This is a genomic window from Streptomyces sp. NPDC043685 (assembly GCF_056436585.1).
The window spans coordinates 527,952-546,893 of the sequence record NZ_JBWKCH010000003.1 but is presented as its reverse complement, the minus strand read 5'-3'; the positions used below and the strand labels follow the sequence as shown (position 1 = coordinate 546,893).

Below are 18,942 nucleotides of genomic sequence, written 5' to 3'. Positions count from 1 at the left end.
CAGGGCAGTCAGGGCGGTCTCGGGGCGCAGGGCAGTCAGGGGGACGCCGGCCCGCAGGGAAGCCAAGGGGGCGCCGGAGCTCAGGGCAGCGAAGGCACCCAGGGCGGTACCGGGGCGCAGGGCAGCCAGGGCGGGGCGGGTCCGCAGGGCACTCAGGGCAACCAGGGTGGTACGGGAGCTCAGGGCAGTCAGGGCGGTCTCGGGGCGCAGGGCAGTCAGGGGGACGCCGGCCCGCAGGGAAGCCAAGGGGGCGCCGGAGCTCAGGGCAGCGAAGGCGCCCAGGGCGGTACCGGGGCGCAGGGCAGCCAGGGCGGGGCGGGCCCGCAGGGCAGTCAAGGCGGGCTTGGAAGCCAGGGAAGTCAGGGCAACCAAGGCGGGATCGGAACCCAGGGAAGCCAAGGCGGCCAGGGGTTTCAGGGCGACACCGGCACACCAGGATCGCAGGGCGCTCCGGGCACCCAGGGTGGCCCCGGTGTGCAGGGCGGCGCCGGCGTCCAGGGTGCTCAGGGCGGTATCGGTCCGCAGGGTTTCCAGGGTGCGCAGGGCAGCCCGGGTGGTTCGGGAGCTGGGCCCCAGGGCAGTCAGGGCAGCCCCGGCACTCAGGGGTTCCAGGGCAGCCAAGGCAGCCAGGGAGTCCAGGGCGCCACGGGCGCCCAAGGAGACCAGGGCAGTCAGGGATCTCAGGGCAGCCAAGGGTTCCAGGGCGGCGCCGGAGTCCAGGGAAGCCAAGGCGACGTCGGCCCGCAGGGCAGTCAGGGCGGTGTCGGTCCGCAGGGCAGTCAAGGCAGCCAGGGCGATGCCGGCAGCCAGGGCAGCCAGGGCGGTCCAGGAGCGCAGGGCAGTCAAGGTGACGCGGGAGCACAGGGAAGCCAGGGCAGCGAGGGCGGTACCGGAGCCCAGGGAAGCCAGGGTGGTCCCGGCGCACAGGGCAGCCAGGGTGACGCGGGAACGCAGGGAAGCCAGGGCGGCGAGGGAACGCAGGGTAGCCAGGGGTTCCAGGGCGGTCCTGGCAGCCAGGGCAGCCAGGGCGGTTCAGGAGCGCAGGGAAGTCAGGGCACCGATGGCGGCACCGGAGCTCAGGGAAGCCAGGGCAGTCTCGGGCCGCAGGGCAACCAGGGCAGTACCGGGGCGCAGGGCAGCCAGGGCAGCGAGGGCGGTACCGGAGCCCAGGGAAGTCAGGGCGGTACCGGCAGTCAGGGAAGTCAGGGGACGCAGGGCGACATGGGTACGCCGGGGGCCACGGGCAGCCAGGGCTTCCAGGGTGGTCCCGGTGTCCAGGGTGGTCCCGGTGTCCAGGGTGCTCAGGGTGGTATCGGTCCGCAGGGTTTCCAGGGTGCACAGGGCAGCCCGGGTGGTTCGGGAGCTGGGCCGCAGGGCAGCCAGGGCAGCCCCGGCACTCAGGGGTTCCAGGGCAGCCAGGGCAGCCAGGGCGAAACCGGTGTGCAAGGGGCCCAGGGCAGCCAGGGGTTCCAGGGCAGCCAGGGGTTCCAGGGCGGCGCCGGAGTCCAGGGAAGCCAAGGCGACGTCGGCCCGCAGGGCAGTCAGGGCGGCACCGGTCCGCAGGGCAGCCAGGGCAGCCAGGGCGACGCCGGAGTCCAGGGCGGCCAGGGCGATATGGGGACGCAGGGTTTCCAGGGGAGCCAGGGCGATGCCGGGGCCCAAGGCAGCCAGGGCGGTACCGGAGCCCAGGGAAGCCAGGGCAGTCAGGGCGACGCCGGAGCCCAGGGCACCCAAGGTGGTGCCGGCCCGCGGGCAGCCAGGGCGGTACCGGAGCCCAGGGCACCCAAGGTGATATCGGCCCGCAAGGCAGCCAGGGCAGCCAGGGCAATACCGGGGCCCAGGGCAGCCAGGGCGGTACCGGAGCCCAGGGAAGCCAAGGCAGCCAAGGCGACGAAGGTACACAGGGCAGCCAGGGGTTCCAGGGCGACACCGGTGCGCAAGGAGCCCAGGGCAGTCAGGGGTTCCAGGGCGACACCGGTGCGCAAGGGTTCCAGGGAAGCGGAACCCAGGGGAGCCAGGGCGAGTCCGGCACGCAGGGCAGTCAGGGCGGTACCGGCAGCCAGGGTCTGCAGGGAAGTCAGGGCGGTACCGGCAGTCAGGGAAGTCAGGGGACGCAGGGCGACATGGGTACGCCGGGGGCCACGGGCAGCCAGGGCTTCCAGGGTGGTCCCGGTGTCCAGGGTGGTCCCGGTGTCCAGGGTGGTCCCGGTGTCCAGGGTGCTCAGGGTGGTATCGGTCCGCAGGGTTTCCAGGGTGCGCAGGGCAGCCCGGGTGGTTCGGGAGCTGGGCCGCAGGGTAGTCAGGGCAGCCCCGGCACTCAGGGGTTCCAGGGCAGCCAGGGCAGTCAGGGCGCCACGGGCGCCCAAGGAGACCAGGGCAGCCAGGGATCTCAGGGCAGCCAGGGGTTCCAGGGCGGCGACGGAGTCCAGGGAAGCCAAGGCGACGTCGGCCCGCAGGGCAGTCAGGGCGGCACCGGTCCGCAGGGCAGCCAGGGCAGCCAGGGCGACGCCGGAGTCCAGGGCAGTCAAGGGTTCCAGGGCGACACCGGCACACAAGGCGCCCAAGGCAGCCAAGGGTTCCAGGGCGACACCGGCACACAAGGCGCGCAAGGCAGTCAGGGGACCCAGGGCAGCCAGGGCTTCCAGGGCGGCACCGGAGCGCAGGGTGCCCAGGGCAATACCGGGGCCCAAGGCACCCAAGGCACTACCGGCGCCCAGGGCGCGCAGGGCAGTTCCGGCGCGCAGGGCAGTCAGGGCAACCAGGGCGGACCCGGCGCACAAGGGTTCCAGGGCAGCCAGGGGACTCAGGGCAGCCAGGGCTTCCAGGGCGGCACCGGAGCGCAGGGTGCCCAGGGGAGTACCGGGGCCCAAGGCACCCAAGGCACTGCCGGCGCGCAGGGCAGCCAAGGCAACGTCGGCCCGCAGGGCGCGCAGGGGTTCCAGGGCGGTGCCGGTGCCCAGGGAACCCAGGGGGGCCCCGGTGTGCAAGGCCCTCAAGGCAACCAGGGCGCCCAAGGGTTCCAGGGCACGAGCTCCGGGGCGCAAAGCACGGTCGTCACGGCTACCAGCTCCACAGGCAACGCCGTTGTCATGTGTCCCGCCGGCAAATTCGCCGTCGGCGGCGGCTACCAGGCCGACGGGCTGGGCATCGCCGAGATGATCATCAGCCGTCCTATCGGGGGTTCTCCGGCTACCGGCTGGCAGGCCACCTCGGACGACGCACGCACCATCACCGTCTACGCGGTATGCGCGCCGTGAACCCCCCAGCCGTTCAGTCTCTTGCCCGGCCGGTCGGCGCGCACGGCCGCACCGGGCGACGGCCCCCGGAAACATCGTCCGCGCAGCCAAAGGTGCTTGCTCATGCCGCCCGACTCCGTCGCCTTACCGGATCGGCAGGGTAGACCGCTGTGAAGAAGCGGATCGCACTGTGGACCGGACTCGCCGCGGCAGTTGTGGTCGCCAATGCGGCGACCGGTTGCATCCAGCTGCTCGCAGGAGACCGCAGGACCACTCCCGTGACGGCGTCCGGGCCCGAATCACCTCTGGCCAGGCGTGCCGCCCGGGCGGAGGCACTGCTCCAGGAGGGCATCAAGCAGGGCGAGAACAAGGATTTCTCCGGAGCGACGCACAGCTTCCGACAGGTCCTGGCCCTGAACGTGAACCCCGCCAGCAAACTCGCCTGGTACAACCTCGGCGTCATCGCCCAGCACGACAACAGGACAGCCGACGCGTACGAGGCTTACGACCACGCCCTCAAGATCGACCCGAATTTCGAATCGGCCCTCTACAACAAGGCGCTCCTGATCGAGTCGACCCACACCGACCAGGCGATCGTGATCCTGCGGCGCATCGTGGGCGCCGAACCCAAGGCCGCCACGGCCCATCTGCACCTTGGACAGGCCCTGGCGAAGAAGGGCCGGGACGAAGAGGCCGAGGACGCCTTCCGCCTCGCCCTACGCGCCGACCCATCGCTTCTACAGTCCGTCCCGGAGGAATTCCGGGATTCCGCGAGCGCAGCACTGACAGCCACTCAGGTAGGTACCACCGAATGACTTCTTCCCCGACCCCGAGGTTCTCCGTCTTCACCCCCAGCCACCGGCCGCGTTTCCTGGACGAATGCCTCGCGACCCTGCAAGCGCAGACCTGCTCCGACTGGGAGTGGATCGTCCTCCTCAACAACGGCGCGCGATGGCGGCCGGAACGCCCTGACGACCGTGTCCGGCTGGAGGTCGCGGACGACATCCGCGGGGTGGGAGCCGCCAAACGCCGTGCCTGCGAACTGGCACGCGGCGAGATCCTCGTCGAGCTCGACCACGACGACCTGCTGGCCAAGGACTGCCTGGCGGAACTGGCGAAGGCCTTCGACGAGCATCCCGACGTCGTCTTCGTCTACAGCCACACCGCTCAGATCACCGAGGACGGAAACCGGGACGACACACGGTTCAACGAAGCGCACGGCTGGCAGTACGAGGAGGTGGACGTCGACGGTCGCCGCCTCCTGCAAGCCATCTCCATGGCACCGACACCGCACAACGTCTCGTACATCTGGTACGCCCCCAACCACGTGCGGGCGTTCCGCAAGGACACGTACGAGCAGGTCGGCGGGTACGACGCCACGCGCACGGTGCTGGACGACCAGGACTTGATGTGCCGTCTCTTCCAGGCCGGTGACTTTCATCGCATCCCCCGATGCCTGTACATGCAACGAATGCACCCCGACAACACCCAGCGCGACACCGAGATCAACGCGCACATCCAGCGCGAGACCGTCGCCTTGTACGACAAATACATCGAGAGCAACGCGCTCGCCTGGACCAAGCGGCGCGGGCTGCTCGCGCTGGACCTCGGCGCCGCGCACCGCAAGCCGCCCGGCTACCTGGGAGTGGACCAGCACGCAAGGGACGGCGTCGACATCATTGCGACACTGCCCGCGCCCCTGGACCTCCCGGACGACTCGGTCGGTCTGCTCAGGGCGGTGGACTTCCTGGAGCACGTGCCCGCGAAGGTTCCACTGATCAATGAGCTGTACCGCCTGCTGGCACCGGGCGGCATGCTCCTCACCCTCACTCCCAGCTCCGACGGCCGGGGCGCCTACCAGGACCCGACGCATGTCGCCTACTACAACGAGAACTCGTTCTGGTACTACACCGACAACCAGTACCGCGCCTTCGTACCGGAGATCCAGGCCCGATTCCAGAGCTCACGGGTGGTCACCTACTTCCCGACCGACTGGCACTCCAGGAACCAGATCTCCTATGTGCAGGCCAATCTGATCGCGGTGAAGGACGGCGCCGAACGCTGCGGCGGCCCCTTGCTTGTGTGACGCCCTGAGCGACGAGGTGGGTGCAGGGAACGCGAGGTCGCCCTTCGGTTCGTCCGACCGAAGGGGCGACCGCTGGCTCGACTCGGGCATCTCCGCGACACGCAAGGCATGTCTGGATGCGGGCGCCACGTCTCCTGGAGATGGAGGGGTACGCGGAGAAGACCGGCGGCCCACCTCGTCAGCACGGTCACACCGTTCGGACGGTGGTGAGGGCCGACACCGACTGATCAGTCCCGTTGCGCTTCGCGGGAGACCGACTGTCCGCTTCTGCGAGAGGTTCGGCGGGTGATTCGCCCTGGTCATGAGCGTGATCGCGGCCCAGGTGATCGATGACTCCGAGTGCTGGACGAGCCGTTCGTAAGCGCGAACGTGCCGGCGGGCGTGCATACCCAGGTGTGACAGCGAGCTTCAACCGGGGCAAGGGCACTCTGGAGCAGAGCGAGCCCCGCGATGGGGACGAAGCCCTACGCGAGGAACTCACCCGCCGTGCGGGCAGGTACGTCCAGGCCGACGTCGACGCCTGGCTCGGATTCGGACCAGCAGGGTCGTGAAGATTACTGGATATTGGCGCGTTCATGTAGAGAGTCCTTTGGGAGTGCGGTTCTACGCGGCGGCGCCGATCATCACCGCCGACGGCCACCGGCTGGGCACGGTCAACATCCTGGACACCAAACCGCGTCTGATCACCGAGGCCGACACCGAAACCCTGGCCGACCTGGCCGCAGTGGTCCTGGACGCCATGGAGCTGCGACTTTCGGGTCTGCGGCTGCTGCGCGAGGAACAGGAACGCCGCAAGGCGGAGGAGGAGGCGCGGACGCGGGCCGAGCGGGACACGGAGGCGATCACCGCGTTCGCCACCACCCTCCAGCGCACCCTGCTGCCTCCCGCGCTGCCGCCGGTTCCGGGGCTGGAGCTGGCCTGCCACTACCAGACCGACTCGCCCCGGGACGTCGGCGGTGACTTCTACGACGTCTTCTCCCTGGGCGGACAGCGCTGGGCGTTCTTCCTCGGGGACGTGTGCGGCAAGGGCGCCGAAGCCGCCGCCGTCACCTCGCTGACCCGCTACACCCTGCGCGCAGCCGCCCAGCACCACGACGATCCCACGGAAGTCCTCGACGCCCTCAACGGCGCCCTGCTGCTCGATCCGTCGATGGGCAGCCGGTTCTGCACCTGTGTCTTCGGCACCCTGCAGCCCGCCCCGGGCGGCGGTTTCACCGTGAGCGTGGCCACGGGAGGTTCGTCCCCCCGCCTTCCACATACAGCACGGGGATGACGGCGCGATGATGGTGACCGGGGTACGCCCCAAGGGCGGCATGCTCGTGGGGGCACTGGAAGGCGCCCGGTTCGCCGCCCACACCTTCCACCTCGCCCCGGGCCAGGGCCTCCTCTACACCGACGGGCTCACCGAGGGCCGCCTGCCGGACGGGACCATGCTGGGTGAGGAAGGCGTGGCCGCCTTCCTCACCGCCCGCACCACCCCGGACGCCGGCCGCCTGATCGAGGACACCATCGCCCTCATCACCGACCTGCCCACCGGTCCCGGTGACGACGTCGCCCTACTCGCGCTGTCCGTGCCCCTGGCACCGGCCATTGAGCAGACGGTTGCCGCATCGACGGCCCGCACCCTGGCAAGGCCCCTCGCCGGCGCCACCCGCGCCGACCAGGAGCGCTGACCCGTGACCGACGACCTCACCCTCACCACCACCCACATCGACGGACACCTGGCGGCGCTCTCCGTCGGCGGAGAGATCGACACACAGACCGCTCCCGCCTTGGCAAAGAAGCACTGGCCGTCATCGCCCAAGGACACCCGCACCTGATCCTGGACCTGACCGGGATCACCTTCTGGGACTCCTCCGGCTTCAACGCCCTGATCGGCATCATGCGCTGCGCGATGGCCGCAAACGGATCGCTGACCCTGGCCGCGGTCCCCGACCGCCTGCTGCGGATGCTCGATCTCACCGGCCTGAGCACCCTCATGCCCTCCTACCCCAGCCTCGAGGCCGCGATGAACGCCCGCCTCCCTACCACGCCCGAGCCCGCCTGACCCGGCCGATCCAGCGGCCACACCGCCCCTCCTCTCGGCCCACAAGGCGCCGGTCGTGCACAAGTGGCTTCTGGCGCGTCCCCGGTTCGAGCCGCACGTCACCACGACCCACTCGTCCTGGATCAACCAGATCGAGCGATGGTTCGCTGAACTGGAACGGCGCTGCCTCGAACGCGGCGTGTTCTGCTCACTCGACGAGCTGAAGACCGCACTCGAGGACTGGACCAAGGGCTGGAACGAACAGGCCCGGCCCTTCAAGTGGACCAAAACTGCGGATCAGATCATCGACCGCATCTGCCGCCACTGCGACAGGATCTCCGGTCCAGGACACTAGGCCCGCAGCCACTCCGTGACCACCACGTCCCCGCCGGTCCGCAGCCTGAGGGCGAAGGGGCCGGACACCGGCACGTCACCCGTGAAGCGGCCCAGGTGGTCGGAGGTGAGCGGGGAGCCGGTCCGCACTCCTCCGAGGATCTCGATCCGGACCTGCTGCGGCGGCAGCACCTGCCCCATCAGCCCCTGCGCGGTCACCTCCACGTCCACGGTCACCTCCCCCGCCTGGAAGGTCAGCATCCGGGGCACGTCGACGGCGCCCCGGACCGGGAGGGCGTCGACCAGCGAGTCGAAGGTCAGCTCGGCCACGCGCGCGTCGAGATCGCGCAGCGCGTAGGCGTCGACGGCGATCTGCCGGAGCTCCGCCGGCACCGGGTCGAGGACGGCGGCGGCCTGCCGCAACTCCTCCTCCAGCAGCCCCGCGGCGAACTCCTCGTCCCCCGGCATCCCTTCGCCGAACAGATCGCCGTCGTGCAGGCCGTCGGCACCCGGATTGTCGTCGCGCAGGCCGTCGCCACCCAGATCGTCGTCGTGCCGGCCGTCGTCGTGCAGGCCGTCGTCGTGCATGCCGCTCACATCGCCCCCCGTGCCTCGAGCCGGGCCCGCAGGCGCCGCAGACAGCGCTGGCGCAGCGGTCCGATGCTGCCCACCGCGATCCCCAGCGCGGCGGACACGTCCTGGTAGCTGGGCGGCGGCGTGGCCATCAGCACCCGCAGCAACTGCCTGCACCGCTCGCCCAGTTCCTCGAACTCCTGCCACAGCCGCCGTACGCGTTCGCTCTGCGCGGCGGCCTCCTCCGAATCGAGCAGCGACTGTTCCGGCGTGCCGTGCTCGCTGACCCGGTCCAGGAGTCGCGGGTCGTCCGTCAGGGTCAGCCGCTGGGAGTTCCTGATGACCTTGAGGCATTCGTGGCGCGCGGTGCTCGCCAGCCACGCGCCCGCCTTGCCGGGCTCACGGATCCGCCCGAGGTGCTGGGCGAACCGGAACCAGGCCGTCTGGTACACCTCGTGGGCGTCGGCGTCGGAGAGCCGGTGGGCCCGGACGACCGACCACACCAAGGGGCTCAGCCCTTCCACGAGCGCCTTCCAGGCCGCCGCGTCACCGTCGGCGGCTGCCTGGACGAGCGCGCCGGCATCACTACGGTCCACAGCGGCCCCACCCCTCCGGTACGGCACGTCATCGTACGCCGTGGAGGGGGCGGCTCCGGTCCTCACAGTCCGGGGCCGAGGCGCACGACCGGAACCGGGCGCCAGGTGGGCGGACGCAGCGCCGGGACGCTTGAGCCGCGCACTTCGGCGAACCCGGCCTCGGAGTCGAGGAGTTGACGCCCGGCAGCGCGCGGGTCGGTCTCCTTGTGCGCCGTCATGTGGGCGGCGACCAGACCGGCGGTCACCGGGGCGGCGAAGGAGGTGCCGCTCCACTGCGCGTACCCCTCGAACATCACCTGGTCCGGCTTGGCCGCGTCGCCGTCGTCGCTGAGCACACCGCTGTGACGGGGGTGCCGGCAGGTGCAGCCGTAGGAGAAGCCGTAGCGGCAGGCGTCGTACGTGGAGTGCTGGTACACGTACGGGACGGGCGAGTCGAAGCCGGTGAGGGCGCTGGTGAGGCGCTCGCCGGGGGCGTAGACCTTCACCCACGGGCCGTGGTTGGTGAAGCAGGCGCCGTACTCGCCGTCGCTGCGCAGGGCGCCGACCGACAGCACGGAGTCCTCCCAGCCGGGCAGAGCCGCGTAGGCGGCGGGCCAGAACGGCGAGGCGCCGGCGTTGTTGCCCGCGGCGGCGACCAGCAGGGTGCGCTGCTCGCGCAGTTCCCGCATGAAGGTCTCGACGCCGAGCAGTCCGTCGGTGCGGTCGTTGGAGGTGCCGGCGGACAGGCTGAGGACGTCGGGCCAGCCGCCTGCGTCGACGGCCTCGAAGAGCTTCTCGCCGAACTCCGATTCCAGGATGGCGCCGGCGTCGTTGAGGGTGCCGCGCACGGTGATGTCGGTGTTGGGGGCGACGGCGGCGACCAGCCCGGCGATGAACGTGCCGTGTCCGACGTACTGCTGGAGGATGCCCCGGTCGTCGCACTCCTGGAGCTGGGCGTCGCCGTCGGTGTGGGCGAGCAGGCCGCAGGAGCGGTAATCGTGCATGAGGCCGGTGTCCACGACGAGGACGCCGACGGCGGTGTCCGGGTCGTGGGGCGTGCCGGCGGCGGCCGGGTTGGGTGGCTCGCCGAGCGGAACCGGGACGGGTTCGTCGCCGGGGCAGGCGTTGACCGCGATGTGCACGACGTGGTTGCGGGCGACCATCCGGCGCCCGGCCCGGGACTCGTGCTCGCGTACCGAGCGCAGGGCGTGTGCGACCGTCCGGTCGGCGTCCCTGCCCCCTTCGCCGGGGTCGCCGACGCGGATACGGGTGATGCCGCTGCGGTTGGTCTGCGGTCCCGCGCGGCGGACCTGCTCCTGGTCGAGGTCGGGTGCCGCCGTGAAGTGCGCCCGGACCGTGTCCTCGACGATCCGGGCCTCCTCACCGTCGCGGACGAGGACCACGCCCTTCTCGTACATGAACTCCGCCGAGTCGTCCGGGCCCATCGCGAGGGGGACGTCCGGCATCGAGCGCTGGACCTGCTCGAACTGCTCGTGGAATCGCTGAGGTGCCATGGCGGGTCCTCCCGTTGGTGCGACGGCGTCGGCCGGTGCCGCGGAGCGGTCGTCAACAAGAGGCGCCGCGCCGTCCCTTGATACAGGTCGGCACCTGTGGGGCGCGCTCCGGGAGCACTACCATCCGAGGCGTGACGGCGGGAAGCGACTCGGTGACGGAACTGCTGCCGATGGTGTTCGCCGACCCGGGCGAGGCCCTCGCGAGGGCCCGGGCGCTGCTCGACGCCGGTCCGTCCCCGATCGAGGCCTCCGTCGCGCACCAGGTGATCGGCATCTGGCAGCGGGACTTCGGCGATCTGCGGCTGGCGCTGCACCATCTGCGGCGGGCCCGGGCGTGCGCGGCGCGCGCGGACTCGGCCGACCGGGAGGCGGACGTGCTGGCCACGCTGGGCGTGGCGCTGGTGCACGCGGGCCGCACCCGGGAGGGCCTGGCGGCGTTCGAGCGGGGCGTCGCGCGGGGCGCGGGGCACACCAGGGCCCGGGTGCTGTACCGGCGGGCGTACGTGTGGTGGGTGCTCGGTCACCACCGCGAGGCGCTGGAGGACGTGCGCCGGGCGGTGCCCGTGCTGCGGCAGGCGGACGACGTGATCTGGACGGCGCGGGCGCTGACCCTGCGCGCCACCGTGCATCTGGCGCTGGGCGCGGTGGAGCGGGCCGAGGCGGACTTCACCGCCGCCGAGGCGCTGTGGGACACCACAGGGCAGGAGCACGACAAGGCCGACGCGGTGGAGAGCCGGGGTCTGGCCGCGTTCCGGTCCGGGAACGTCCCGGCGGCGCTGCGGCTGCTGGACGAGGCGGAGGAGCGGTACGCCCGGCTCGGCACACCGACGTTCATGCTGAACATCCGGCGCTGCGAGGTGCTGATGGCGGCGGGTCTGGCCCCCGAGGCGCTGGCCGAGGCGGACGCGGCGATCGGCAGGCTGGAGGGGATCGGCGGGCAGTCCACCCGCAAGGCGGAGCTGCTGCTGACCGCGGCGCGGGCCGCCCGGCTGGCGGGCGATCCGCACACGGCGATCGCCCGCGCGGCGGCAGCGGTACGGCTGTTCGCCGGGCAGCGGCGCACCTGGTGGGAGACGCATGCCCGGCTGGTGCTGATCGAGGCGCGGCACGCGGCCGGGCGCGGCTCGGGGCGGCTGGTCGCCGACGCCGCCGCGGTGGCCGGGAAGCTGGCGGCGTTCGGTGCTCCGGCCGCGCCGGAGGCGGCGCTGCTCGCGGGCCGGATCGCGCTGGGCCTGGGCTGGACGGCCGAGGCGGAGCGGCACCTGGCCGTGGCCGCGCGCAGCCGGCGCGGCGGTCCGCCCCTGGCGCGGATGACGGGCTGGGCGGCGCAGGCCCTGCGCGCGCGGGCCGCGGGCTCGGCCCGGGGCGTGCTGGAGGCCTGCCGGCGTGGCCTGGACGTCCTGGACGACCACCGGATGACGCTGGGTGCCTCGGAGCTCAGGGCCCGCGCCACCGAACAGGGCGCCGAACTGGCGGCGTTGGCGCAGCGGGCCAGTCTGGTCTCCGGCGGGCCGCGGCGGTTGCTGGTGTGGAGCGAGCGCTGGCGGGCCACCGTGCTGTCCACCCCGCCGACCCGGCCGCCCGCCGATCCGGAGTTGCTCAGCGGCATGACCGCGTTCCGGGAGATCGCCTCCCGTGCTGAGGCCGCCCGGATGGACGGCCGGCCGGTTGTGGCGCTGGAGCGTGAACAGCGGCGCCTGGAGCGGCAGATCCGCTCCCGGACGCTGCACATACGGGGTGAGGCGCCCGGGGGCGGTGACCGGTTCGACGTCGGCCGGCTGCTTCAGCGGCTGGGTGACGAGGTGCTGCTGGTGGAACTCGTCGTGCGGGACGGGCGGGTGCAGGTGCTGCTGTGCGGGCGGGGGCGGGTGCGCCGGTTCGAGGCGGGGCTGCTCGCCGAGGCCGAGACGGAGGCCGAGCACGTGCAGGCGGGGCTGCGGCGGCTGGCCCACCCCGGGGCGGATGCCCGGCTTCCGGTGGTGGAGGCGGCGGGACGGCGGCTGGAGGAGCTGCTCCTCGGACGGGCCGCGGCGCACCTGGGGGGCGGGCCGGTGGTGATCGTGCCGCCGGGGCGGCTGCACCGGGTGCCGTGGGCGCTGCTGCCGTCGCTGCGGGAGCGGGTGCTCAGTGTGTCGCCGTCGGCGGGCAGCTGGCTGCGGGCCCGGGAGACGGCGCCGCCGCCTGACGGCTGCCATGTGCTGGTGCGCGGCCCGGGGCTGGCCACCGGTGGCGCCGAGGTGCCCGAGCTGGCCGACAGGTACGGCTGCGCCACCGTCCTGGAGGACGACGAGGCGCGGGTGCCGCGGGTGCTGGAGGAGCTGGACGGGGCGGCGCTGGCGCACATCGCCGCGCACGGCACGTTCCGTGCGGACAGCCCGCTGTTCTCCTCCCTGCGGATGGCCGACGGGCCGATCGTCGTGCACGACTTCGAGCGGCTGGAGCGCAGCCCGTACCGGATCATCCTGTCCTGCTGCGACACCGCCCGGCTCGCCTCCGTCGGCGCCGACGAACTGCTGGGCCTGGTCACGGCGTTGCTGCCGCTCGGCACGGCCGGGGTGGTGGCGTGCAGCGCGCCCGTCAACGACGCCGCGGTGGTGCCGCTGATGCTCGCGCTGCACAAGGGCCTGGACGCCGGCCTGTCCCTGGCGGAGGCGCTGCGCGACGCCCGGGCCGCGCTGCCGGGCGACGCGCTGCACCAGGCGACGGGCTGGGCGTTCTCGGCGTTCGGGGCGGCCTGACCCGTCCCCTGTTCGGGTCAGGCCGCCGGTCCTGGGTGCCGGACAGGTCGGACACGGCCTAGGCCGGTTGGGCCTCCTGTGTCCGGTCCGGCCACGGCAGGGCGCCGCGGTCGTTCGCGCCGAGCCGGGCGTAGGCGCTGTACAGGTGGTTGCCGACGGTGCGGATCGACAGGGTGAGGCGTTCGGCGATCTGCCGGTTGGTCAGTCCGGCCGCGGCGAGGGTGACGATCTGCCGCTGCCGGGCGGTGAGTTCACCGAGGAACAGCCCGGACAGGGCGGGGGTGCGGGCGCCCTGGCAGCGCCGGGCGAGCGCGACGGCCCGGGTGCGGGAGTGCCGGGCGGCGCGCGGGTCGCGGTGGACGCCCGCGGCCTGGGCGTGCGCCTCGGCGGCGAAGAGCAGGAAGCCGCGCCGCTCCAGTTCCCCGGCCACCTCGTCCAGGTCCGGTCCGTCGGCGCGGGTGAGGGCGTCGGCGTGCCGGGCGAAGACGCCGCCGAGCCGGTCGATGACCTTTTCGGGGGTGCCGGCCCGGACGGCGTCGTAGGGGTCGGTGAGGGCTGCCGGGTCCGGCTCTCGCGGCGGGTCCACGGTCGCCGCGACGCGGGCGAGTTCCGCCCGGCAGGCCGCGTTCCCGGGTTCGCCCCGCAGGCCTTCCCGCGCCCAGGCCGCCGCGTCCCGCACCTCCCCGCGCAGCCGCGCGAACCGGGCGCGCACGGCGGCGTGGCCGCCCGGCACCGGGCCGCCCTCGGCGACCAGCCAGTCCCCCACCGGCGTGGGCACCGCCCGTACGTCGTCCTGGTCGATCCGGTGGGCCAGCGCATCCGACTCGGCGTCCAGGGCGGCGGCGTGGGCGCCCGGGGCCCGGCCCAGCCGCCGTGCCCGCAGCCGGCCCGCCGAAGCCCGGAGCACCGGCCCGTACAGGGGGTGGGCGAGGCGGACGGCGCCGTGCTCGTCGACCTCGACCAGGCCGTCGGTCTCCAGGGCTTCGAGGGCGCCGAGGTCCAGGTCGTCCGGGTCCGGGGGCAGGGGTTCGGTGAAGGCGAGGCGGTCGAGGGTCTCCCGTTCGAGCGGGTGGTCCCGGCCGAGGACGGCGGCGGTGCGCTCCCGCACGGCCGGGGTGAGCGGCAGCGGGCCCCGCCAGGCCCGTTCATCGGTGCAGGGGACGGGTGTGAGCAGTCCGCGCACCGCCGCGAGCAGATCGCGCAGCAGCCGCAGATCGCCCTGGCTCAGGCCGCGCAGACGGTTGACGGTGAGTGCGTCGAGAGGGCCGGCGGCGGCCGTGAGCAGCCGTCCGGCCTCCTCCTCGGGCAGGGGCTCCAGCGCGAGGCGCGGCAGGAGTTCGCCCGTCCACAGCCGGGCGATCGCGCCGGGCACCGGGCTGCCGTCGGTGACGACGACCAGCAGCCGGGTGCGTCCGTGCACGGCGAGTTGGTGGACCAGGGCGGCGGAGGCGTCGTCGAGGAGGTGCGCGTCGTCCACGAGCAGCGTGCGGACGCCGGACAGCGCCCGGACCGCGCGGTGCAGCGTGACCGGCTCGGGCAGCAGATGGGCGAACGCGGCGAAGGGGATGGCCCGGCTCTCGAGTGTGCCGGCCGCGCGGGCGCAGTCGGTGCCGCGGACGGCCTCGGCGGCGAGGCGGGTCTTGCCGCACCCGGCCGGGCCCGTCACCACGATGCCGCGCCGTACACCGGTCACCGACCGTCGCACCAGCTCCAGTTCGTCCTCCCGCCCGGCGAACGGCCAGGGCAGCTCCAGCGTCGTCGCGTTCCTCTCGTAGGTCATCACACAGACATGAGCGCGGCTGCTCACTTCTGATACAGGGTGACTTGAGTAGTCCCCGACTCAGGCGTCGCGGGCGGGTCGCGAGGCAGGCTCGACCTGAGCCACAGTCCGGCACCGGGGGAGCGGTCGAGGACGTCGCCCATGGGGGTGGGTGACGTCCTCGACCACGCCACACGCGCTCCGGTGCCCGAGGCCGGGGGCCGAGGCCGGGGGCATGGCCACGCGGCCGGGATCACGCCCGGGGTTCGCTGCACACCCTGAGTTTCTCGATGTCCTTGTCCCGGTCCGTCACCCTCTGGACCTTCTGGACGCCGTCCAGGATGGCGTCGAGGTTCGCGGACTTCCCGTCCCTCGCCACGGCGGCCACGGTCCGCAGCACCGCCTCGTGGAACGCATCCCGCACCGCGGGCCGCATGACGTCCGAGGCGTCGAGGCAGCGCGGCACCTCGGTCTGCAGGAACCTCGCGTAGACCGCGCGGGCGGTGGAGTCCACCTCCTCGCCGCGGTCGGCGATCTCCGTCATGACCGGGAGCATCGCCGAGTACATGGTGCCCTGGCCCGCCCATCTCTCCTGCCCGTCCTGGGAGAAGAGGGCGCGCAGCGCCTTGCGGGCCGGTTCCCGGTCGTTGAAGAGGGCGGCGAAATCGCCGGACACCTCGTAGGCCCGTGTCCGGTAGGGCCCGCCCGGGAGCAGGGGTGCGGCGTCGGTGAGGCGGGCGCCGTCGTCGCCCTGCGCGAAGGAGCCCTGGTGTTCGAGGGCACACCGGGGGGCGGTCTCCCGGAAGGCGATGACGTTGCGCTGTTCCGGAGCGCCGGGGCCGCGCCAGTCGGTGGTCAGTGCCCGCTCTGCCCGGGTGGGGTCCGTGCCGAGGAACCGGGCCCACTGCCGCCATGCGTCCCGGACCGGGCCCTCCTTCCACACCGTGGAGGCGTTCTTGCCGGTGCCGCGGGCCCAGTCCGCGTAGACGCCTGGTCCGGCCCGCTGGAGCACGATGTCCTCGATCCAGTCGGTGCCGGGCCATCCGGCGGCGCCGTCCTCACCCATGCCGAGGCACCAGGAGGACGGGGTGTCGGGGCGGCCGGTGGTGTCGCGGGACTGCCACACGATGCTCTTGAGGTTGGCGTTGACCGGCCACCAGTAGGTGTGGACCTTGCCGTCCGGACGCCAGGGCCCCGCGTAGCGCAGGCCCTTGACCAGGTCGTCGAGCGGTTTCAGGTGCTTCTCGGTGCGGTACTGGGCCAGTTCCCCGATGCCGGGCATGATCGCGATGTCGGGCGGGTCACCGGCCTGGACCCGCGAGAGCAGCACCTCGCGCTGGGCGGGGGTGCCTTGATAGCTGACACGGATGCCGGCGGCTTTCATCAGGCCGCGGAAGCGCTGTTCCTCCTTGCCCGTCCAGGGGCCGAGCACGGTGACGACGGGGTCGCGCTCCAGGAGTTGCGGGGTGGCGATCGCCGCGAGCACAGCCGACGCGGCCGCCGCGGCCATCCAGCGCCGCCCCGTCGTGCGGGTCGCCCGGTTCCACGAACGGCGCGCCCACGACCAGTCGACCGGGCCCTCCGGGTAGTCGGTGGTGAGCCGGGCGACGAGGCCGGCGACGGCGGCGCAGATGCCGGCCAGGCCCACGACGACACAGGCACCGTTCCACCAGCCGAAGGCGGACAGGTCGGGAAGGCCGGTGGCGGCCACCTGTTGCTGTGCGGCCGTGAGACGCCCGGCGTTCTCGGGGAGGGTGTCCGCCAGGGCGATGTGCAGGATGTCCGTGAGATGACCGCGTGCGGTGTTCAGGTCCTGGGCGGTACGCCACGCCAGGAAGGCCGGCACGGTGGCCAGCGCCAGGGGAGCGGCGGCGCCGGCCAGCACCCAGGGGGCCAGCAGCCGACCGCAGCGCCGGCTGATGACCCGGCAGGCGAGGCCCGCCACGGCGGCGGCGGCGGCCAGCGCGAGTGCCGCCACCACCCAGGAGGCCGTCAACAGCACACCCGGGTCGGACAGTTCCCCGGCCCGGCGCCGTTCGGTCTCGGCGACCTTGTCGAGGCGACCGAGCAGACCGGTGTCCGGGCGCTCCAGCAGGGCGTGGGCTTCGGCGAGTTTCTCCCTCTGCATCTCGTCGTCCGCCTGGTATTTCACCGTGGCGAGCGTGATGGCGTTGCTGTAGGCCTCGAGCACGCCGTTGGCCGCGGAGATGTCCTGGTCCATGCCGCTGCCGACGTGGTCCGCGAGTTGGGTGAGGCCCTGGTCCGCCGCGGCGAGCTGGCTCTGGGCGGTCTCCCCCGCCCCGACCGTGCCGGCGACTCCCCGCGCGATCGAGTGCCGGGCCGCCTCGTCGGCACGCAGCACGGCGAGCCTGACGGCCGCCGAGCCGCGTACGGACGGCGCGACGTTTTCCCGTAACTCCCGCACGCGCGCATCCAGTTGAGGCACGGCCACGGCCGTGAGCAGACTGACGCCGAGGGCGGCGCAGCCGAGGAAGGCCCACAGGTGACGCAACAGCAGCCGTCGTGTGCTCACACCGCGCCTGGCCCCGCCGGGCCGCTGCTCGCGTCCTCGCCTCATGACAGTTCCTCTCCGCAGCGCACGCAGTAGAAGGCCCCGGGGACGGCCGGCTCCCGGCAGTCCGGGCGGGGGCAGGCGGTGCGCTGCCGGCCTTGCGCGCGGCCCGTGTTGCCCTCGGCCGACCGGGCGCCGAGGCGCAGCAGCGTGACGCTGACCCGGTGGGCGTCGGCGGGCAGGCTCACGCTCACCGCCCCGGCGGCGGCGTCGTGGATGTCGCCCCAGGCCGCGATCTCGTCGAGGACCCAGCCCACCCGCAGCCGGTGGGCCACCGCGGCGGCCTGACCGAGGTGGCGTTCCGCGTCCGCTCTCCGGCCGGCTCCCAGGGAGGTGAGGCCCTTCTTGAGATGGGCGATCATCCGGTTCCGCGAGTCGAGGAAGCGGCTGTTGTCACCGGTCGTCTCGTCGTGGTCGCTCGAGGCGGTTCGCGCGGGTGGGAGGCCGGGATCACGCCAGCGGGCGGTGACGGCCTCGTGCCGGGATCCCAGCGAGACCATGGCGAACTGGAGTACTTCGCCGAGCGGATCACCGGCGCCGTCGACGCGCAGGTCGAGCAGGAACTCGCTGCCGCTGCCCGCCGGGTCCCACGGCAGGGCGTGGAAGACATGGCGGTGCGGTGCCGACGGCGGCTCGGCGACCAGTTCCAGGTGCTGGGGCTTGTACTGGACGAAGGACTCGACGCGCACGCCGGGGCGCACGGTGACCTCCAGCGGCAGCGCGGGCACGGCCCGGCGGCAGGCCCGGCGGACCGCCTCGGCGAGTTCGGCGGCGAAGTCGGGTCCCGCGGCGTCGGCCGTCCCCCGCAGACGGCTGACGATCCGCTCCAGCGGCTGGTAGTCCCAGTCCGCGCCGACGGCCACGACCTCGCAGGTGAATCCGGTGCCGCATGCCGCCAGTTCCTCGGTGAGCGAGGCCTCCTGGTGTCCGGTGCTCCCGTCGGTGACGAGCAGCAGCCGGCACAGCGGCCGGTCGCACCCGGCGAACGTCCGCCGGGCCTCGGCCAGCCACCCTTCGTAGCCGCAGGAGGTCGGTGCGCCGTCGGCGGCCAGCGGGGCCGCGCCCATCGCGAAGGCCGCGTTGACCCGGTGTTTCCGGTCGGCCGGCGCCCATGCGCCGGGCCCCGCCGGGTAGTAGCGCCCGGGCCCGTCTCCGCGGTCGCCGGCCGCAGTGAGCACGGCGAACGACACGCCCGAGGGCATGGCGGCGAGCGCTGCCCGCATGGCCGTCACCATGCGCTCCCTGCGGTGTTCGGCGAGGTCGAGCGCGATGAGCAGGGCGAGCTGCCCGGGGTCGGCGTGGTCGCCCTGCGCCCGGTCGAGGACGGTCACTTTCACCTGGGCGAGCAGCTTGACCGACTCGCCCGGCAGGCGCGGCACGAGTTCGGGCTCGTCGACGTCGACGACGAGAGTGGTGGTGTAGGGCCCCGCGGTTTCGCCGCCGGGCGACGGCATCGGGTCCGGCTCGGCCGAAGAGCTCATCAGATCCTCCTGTCGGGTGATGCGGTACGGCGGCACGGACAGCGGCGGC

Annotated in this window: 17 protein-coding genes and 1 pseudogene; 9 read left to right on the top strand and 9 right to left on the bottom strand. The window is 73.1% G+C overall.

Translation table 11 applies throughout. The features are described from left to right. The 3 genes and pseudogenes from AC0665_RS11695 to AC0665_RS11685 form a co-directional block, all read right to left on the bottom strand. Positions 1-846: pseudogene (locus AC0665_RS11695) on the bottom strand (hypothetical protein); the annotation flags it as partial. A 186-nt stretch (positions 847-1,032) separates the two neighbouring features. After that, a complete protein-coding gene (locus AC0665_RS11690; protein ID WP_478704903.1) occupies positions 1,033-1,662 on the bottom strand; it encodes a hypothetical protein in 630 nt (209 codons plus the stop codon). Positions 1,663-1,703: 41 nt separating this feature from the next. Then, on the bottom strand, positions 1,704-3,014 hold the full coding sequence (locus AC0665_RS11685) for a hypothetical protein (RefSeq protein WP_478704902.1): 1,311 nt from the start codon (positions 3,012-3,014) through the stop codon (positions 1,704-1,706). Positions 3,015-3,089: 75 nt separating this feature from the next. Between AC0665_RS11685 and AC0665_RS11680 the strand changes: the two genes are divergently transcribed. From AC0665_RS11680 to AC0665_RS11645, 8 genes are all read left to right on the top strand, one after another. After that, on the top strand, positions 3,090-3,257 hold the full coding sequence (locus tag AC0665_RS11680) for a hypothetical protein (protein WP_478704901.1): 168 nt from the start codon (positions 3,090-3,092) through the stop codon (positions 3,255-3,257). 149 nt (positions 3,258-3,406) lie between these two features. Then, a complete protein-coding gene (locus AC0665_RS11675; RefSeq protein WP_478605887.1) occupies positions 3,407-4,051 on the top strand; it encodes a tetratricopeptide repeat protein in 645 nt (214 codons plus the stop codon). After that, a complete protein-coding gene (locus AC0665_RS11670; protein WP_478605890.1) occupies positions 4,048-5,322 on the top strand; it encodes a glycosyltransferase in 1,275 nt (424 codons plus the stop codon). The genes AC0665_RS11675 and AC0665_RS11670 overlap by 4 nt, the downstream gene beginning before the upstream one ends. Positions 5,323-5,707: 385 nt before the next feature. Further along, a complete protein-coding gene (locus tag AC0665_RS11665) occupies positions 5,708-6,595 on the top strand; it encodes a PP2C family protein-serine/threonine phosphatase (RefSeq protein WP_478606269.1) in 888 nt (295 codons plus the stop codon). A gap of 7 nt (positions 6,596-6,602) precedes the next feature. Further along, on the top strand, positions 6,603-6,995 hold the full coding sequence (locus tag AC0665_RS11660) for a SpoIIE family protein phosphatase (RefSeq protein ID WP_478704900.1): 393 nt from the start codon (positions 6,603-6,605) through the stop codon (positions 6,993-6,995). A gap of 3 nt (positions 6,996-6,998) precedes the next feature. Then, positions 6,999-7,142, top strand: coding sequence for a hypothetical protein (locus AC0665_RS11655; RefSeq protein WP_478605895.1), 144 nt, complete (start codon positions 6,999-7,001; stop codon positions 7,140-7,142). Next, positions 7,109-7,369 carry an STAS domain-containing protein gene (locus AC0665_RS11650; protein ID WP_478705035.1) on the top strand — a complete coding sequence of 87 codons (261 nt, stop codon included), beginning with the start codon at positions 7,109-7,111 and terminating at the stop codon, positions 7,367-7,369. Before AC0665_RS11655 ends, AC0665_RS11650 begins: the two co-directional genes overlap by 34 nt. Before the next feature lie 55 nt (positions 7,370-7,424). Continuing rightward, a complete protein-coding gene (locus AC0665_RS11645; RefSeq protein WP_478605897.1) occupies positions 7,425-7,703 on the top strand; it encodes a hypothetical protein in 279 nt (92 codons plus the stop codon). Here the strand turns inward: AC0665_RS11645 and AC0665_RS11640 are convergent. The 3 genes from AC0665_RS11640 to AC0665_RS11630 all read right to left on the bottom strand — a co-directional run bounded on the left by AC0665_RS11640 (position 7,700) and on the right by AC0665_RS11630 (position 10,343). Further along, positions 7,700-8,269: a hypothetical protein gene (locus tag AC0665_RS11640; RefSeq protein WP_478605899.1), complete on the bottom strand. Its 570-nt coding sequence runs from the start codon at positions 8,267-8,269 to the stop codon at positions 7,700-7,702. The genes AC0665_RS11645 and AC0665_RS11640 overlap by 4 nt on opposite strands. Positions 8,270-8,274: 5 nt before the next feature. Beyond that, entirely contained in the window at positions 8,275-8,850 is a 576-nt protein-coding gene (locus tag AC0665_RS11635) for an RNA polymerase sigma factor (RefSeq protein WP_478704899.1), read from the bottom strand. 62 nt (positions 8,851-8,912) lie between these two features. Continuing rightward, on the bottom strand, positions 8,913-10,343 hold the full coding sequence (locus AC0665_RS11630) for a S8/S53 family peptidase (RefSeq protein ID WP_478704898.1): 1,431 nt from the start codon (positions 10,341-10,343) through the stop codon (positions 8,913-8,915). Between the two features lie 131 nt (positions 10,344-10,474). On the opposite strand from AC0665_RS11630, the gene AC0665_RS11625 reads away from it, so the two are divergent. Further along, entirely contained in the window at positions 10,475-13,081 is a 2,607-nt protein-coding gene (locus AC0665_RS11625) for a CHAT domain-containing protein (RefSeq protein WP_478704897.1), read from the top strand. Between the two features lie 58 nt (positions 13,082-13,139). On the opposite strand, the gene AC0665_RS11620 is transcribed toward AC0665_RS11625, so the two are convergent. The 3 genes from AC0665_RS11620 to AC0665_RS11610 form a co-directional block, all read right to left on the bottom strand. Next, positions 13,140-14,861 (bottom strand): LuxR family transcriptional regulator AbsR2, encoded by a 1,722-nt coding sequence (locus AC0665_RS11620; RefSeq protein ID WP_478704896.1) that lies wholly within the window; start codon positions 14,859-14,861, stop codon positions 13,140-13,142. A 232-nt stretch (positions 14,862-15,093) separates the two neighbouring features. Then, positions 15,094-17,418 carry an extracellular solute-binding protein gene (locus tag AC0665_RS11615; protein ID WP_478704895.1) on the bottom strand — a complete coding sequence of 775 codons (2,325 nt, stop codon included), beginning with the start codon at positions 17,416-17,418 and terminating at the stop codon, positions 15,094-15,096. Next, on the bottom strand, positions 17,415-18,893 hold the full coding sequence (locus AC0665_RS11610) for a vWA domain-containing protein (RefSeq protein ID WP_478704894.1): 1,479 nt from the start codon (positions 18,891-18,893) through the stop codon (positions 17,415-17,417). The genes AC0665_RS11615 and AC0665_RS11610 overlap by 4 nt, the downstream gene beginning before the upstream one ends. Positions 18,894-18,942 lie beyond the last annotated feature (49 nt).

Bases quoted from the DNA above. Each gene is read 5' to 3' on its own strand.
- AC0665_RS11680 (WP_478704901.1), top strand. From the start codon at position 3,090: ATGTGTCCCGCCGGCAAATTCGCCGTCGGCGGCGGCTACCAGGCCGAC.
- AC0665_RS11670 (WP_478605890.1), top strand. From the start codon at position 4,048: ATGACTTCTTCCCCGACCCCGAGGTTCTCCGTCTTCACCCCCAGCCAC.
- AC0665_RS11660 (WP_478704900.1), top strand. From the start codon at position 6,603: ATGATGGTGACCGGGGTACGCCCCAAGGGCGGCATGCTCGTGGGGGCA.
- AC0665_RS11640 (WP_478605899.1), bottom strand. From the start codon at position 8,269: ATGCACGACGACGGCCTGCACGACGACGGCCGGCACGACGACGATCTG.
- AC0665_RS11630 (WP_478704898.1), bottom strand. From the start codon at position 10,343: ATGGCACCTCAGCGATTCCACGAGCAGTTCGAGCAGGTCCAGCGCTCG.
- AC0665_RS11620 (WP_478704896.1), bottom strand. From the start codon at position 14,861: ATGACCTACGAGAGGAACGCGACGACGCTGGAGCTGCCCTGGCCGTTC.
- AC0665_RS11615 (WP_478704895.1), bottom strand. From the start codon at position 17,418: ATGAGGCGAGGACGCGAGCAGCGGCCCGGCGGGGCCAGGCGCGGTGTG.
- AC0665_RS11610 (WP_478704894.1), bottom strand. From the start codon at position 18,893: ATGAGCTCTTCGGCCGAGCCGGACCCGATGCCGTCGCCCGGCGGCGAA.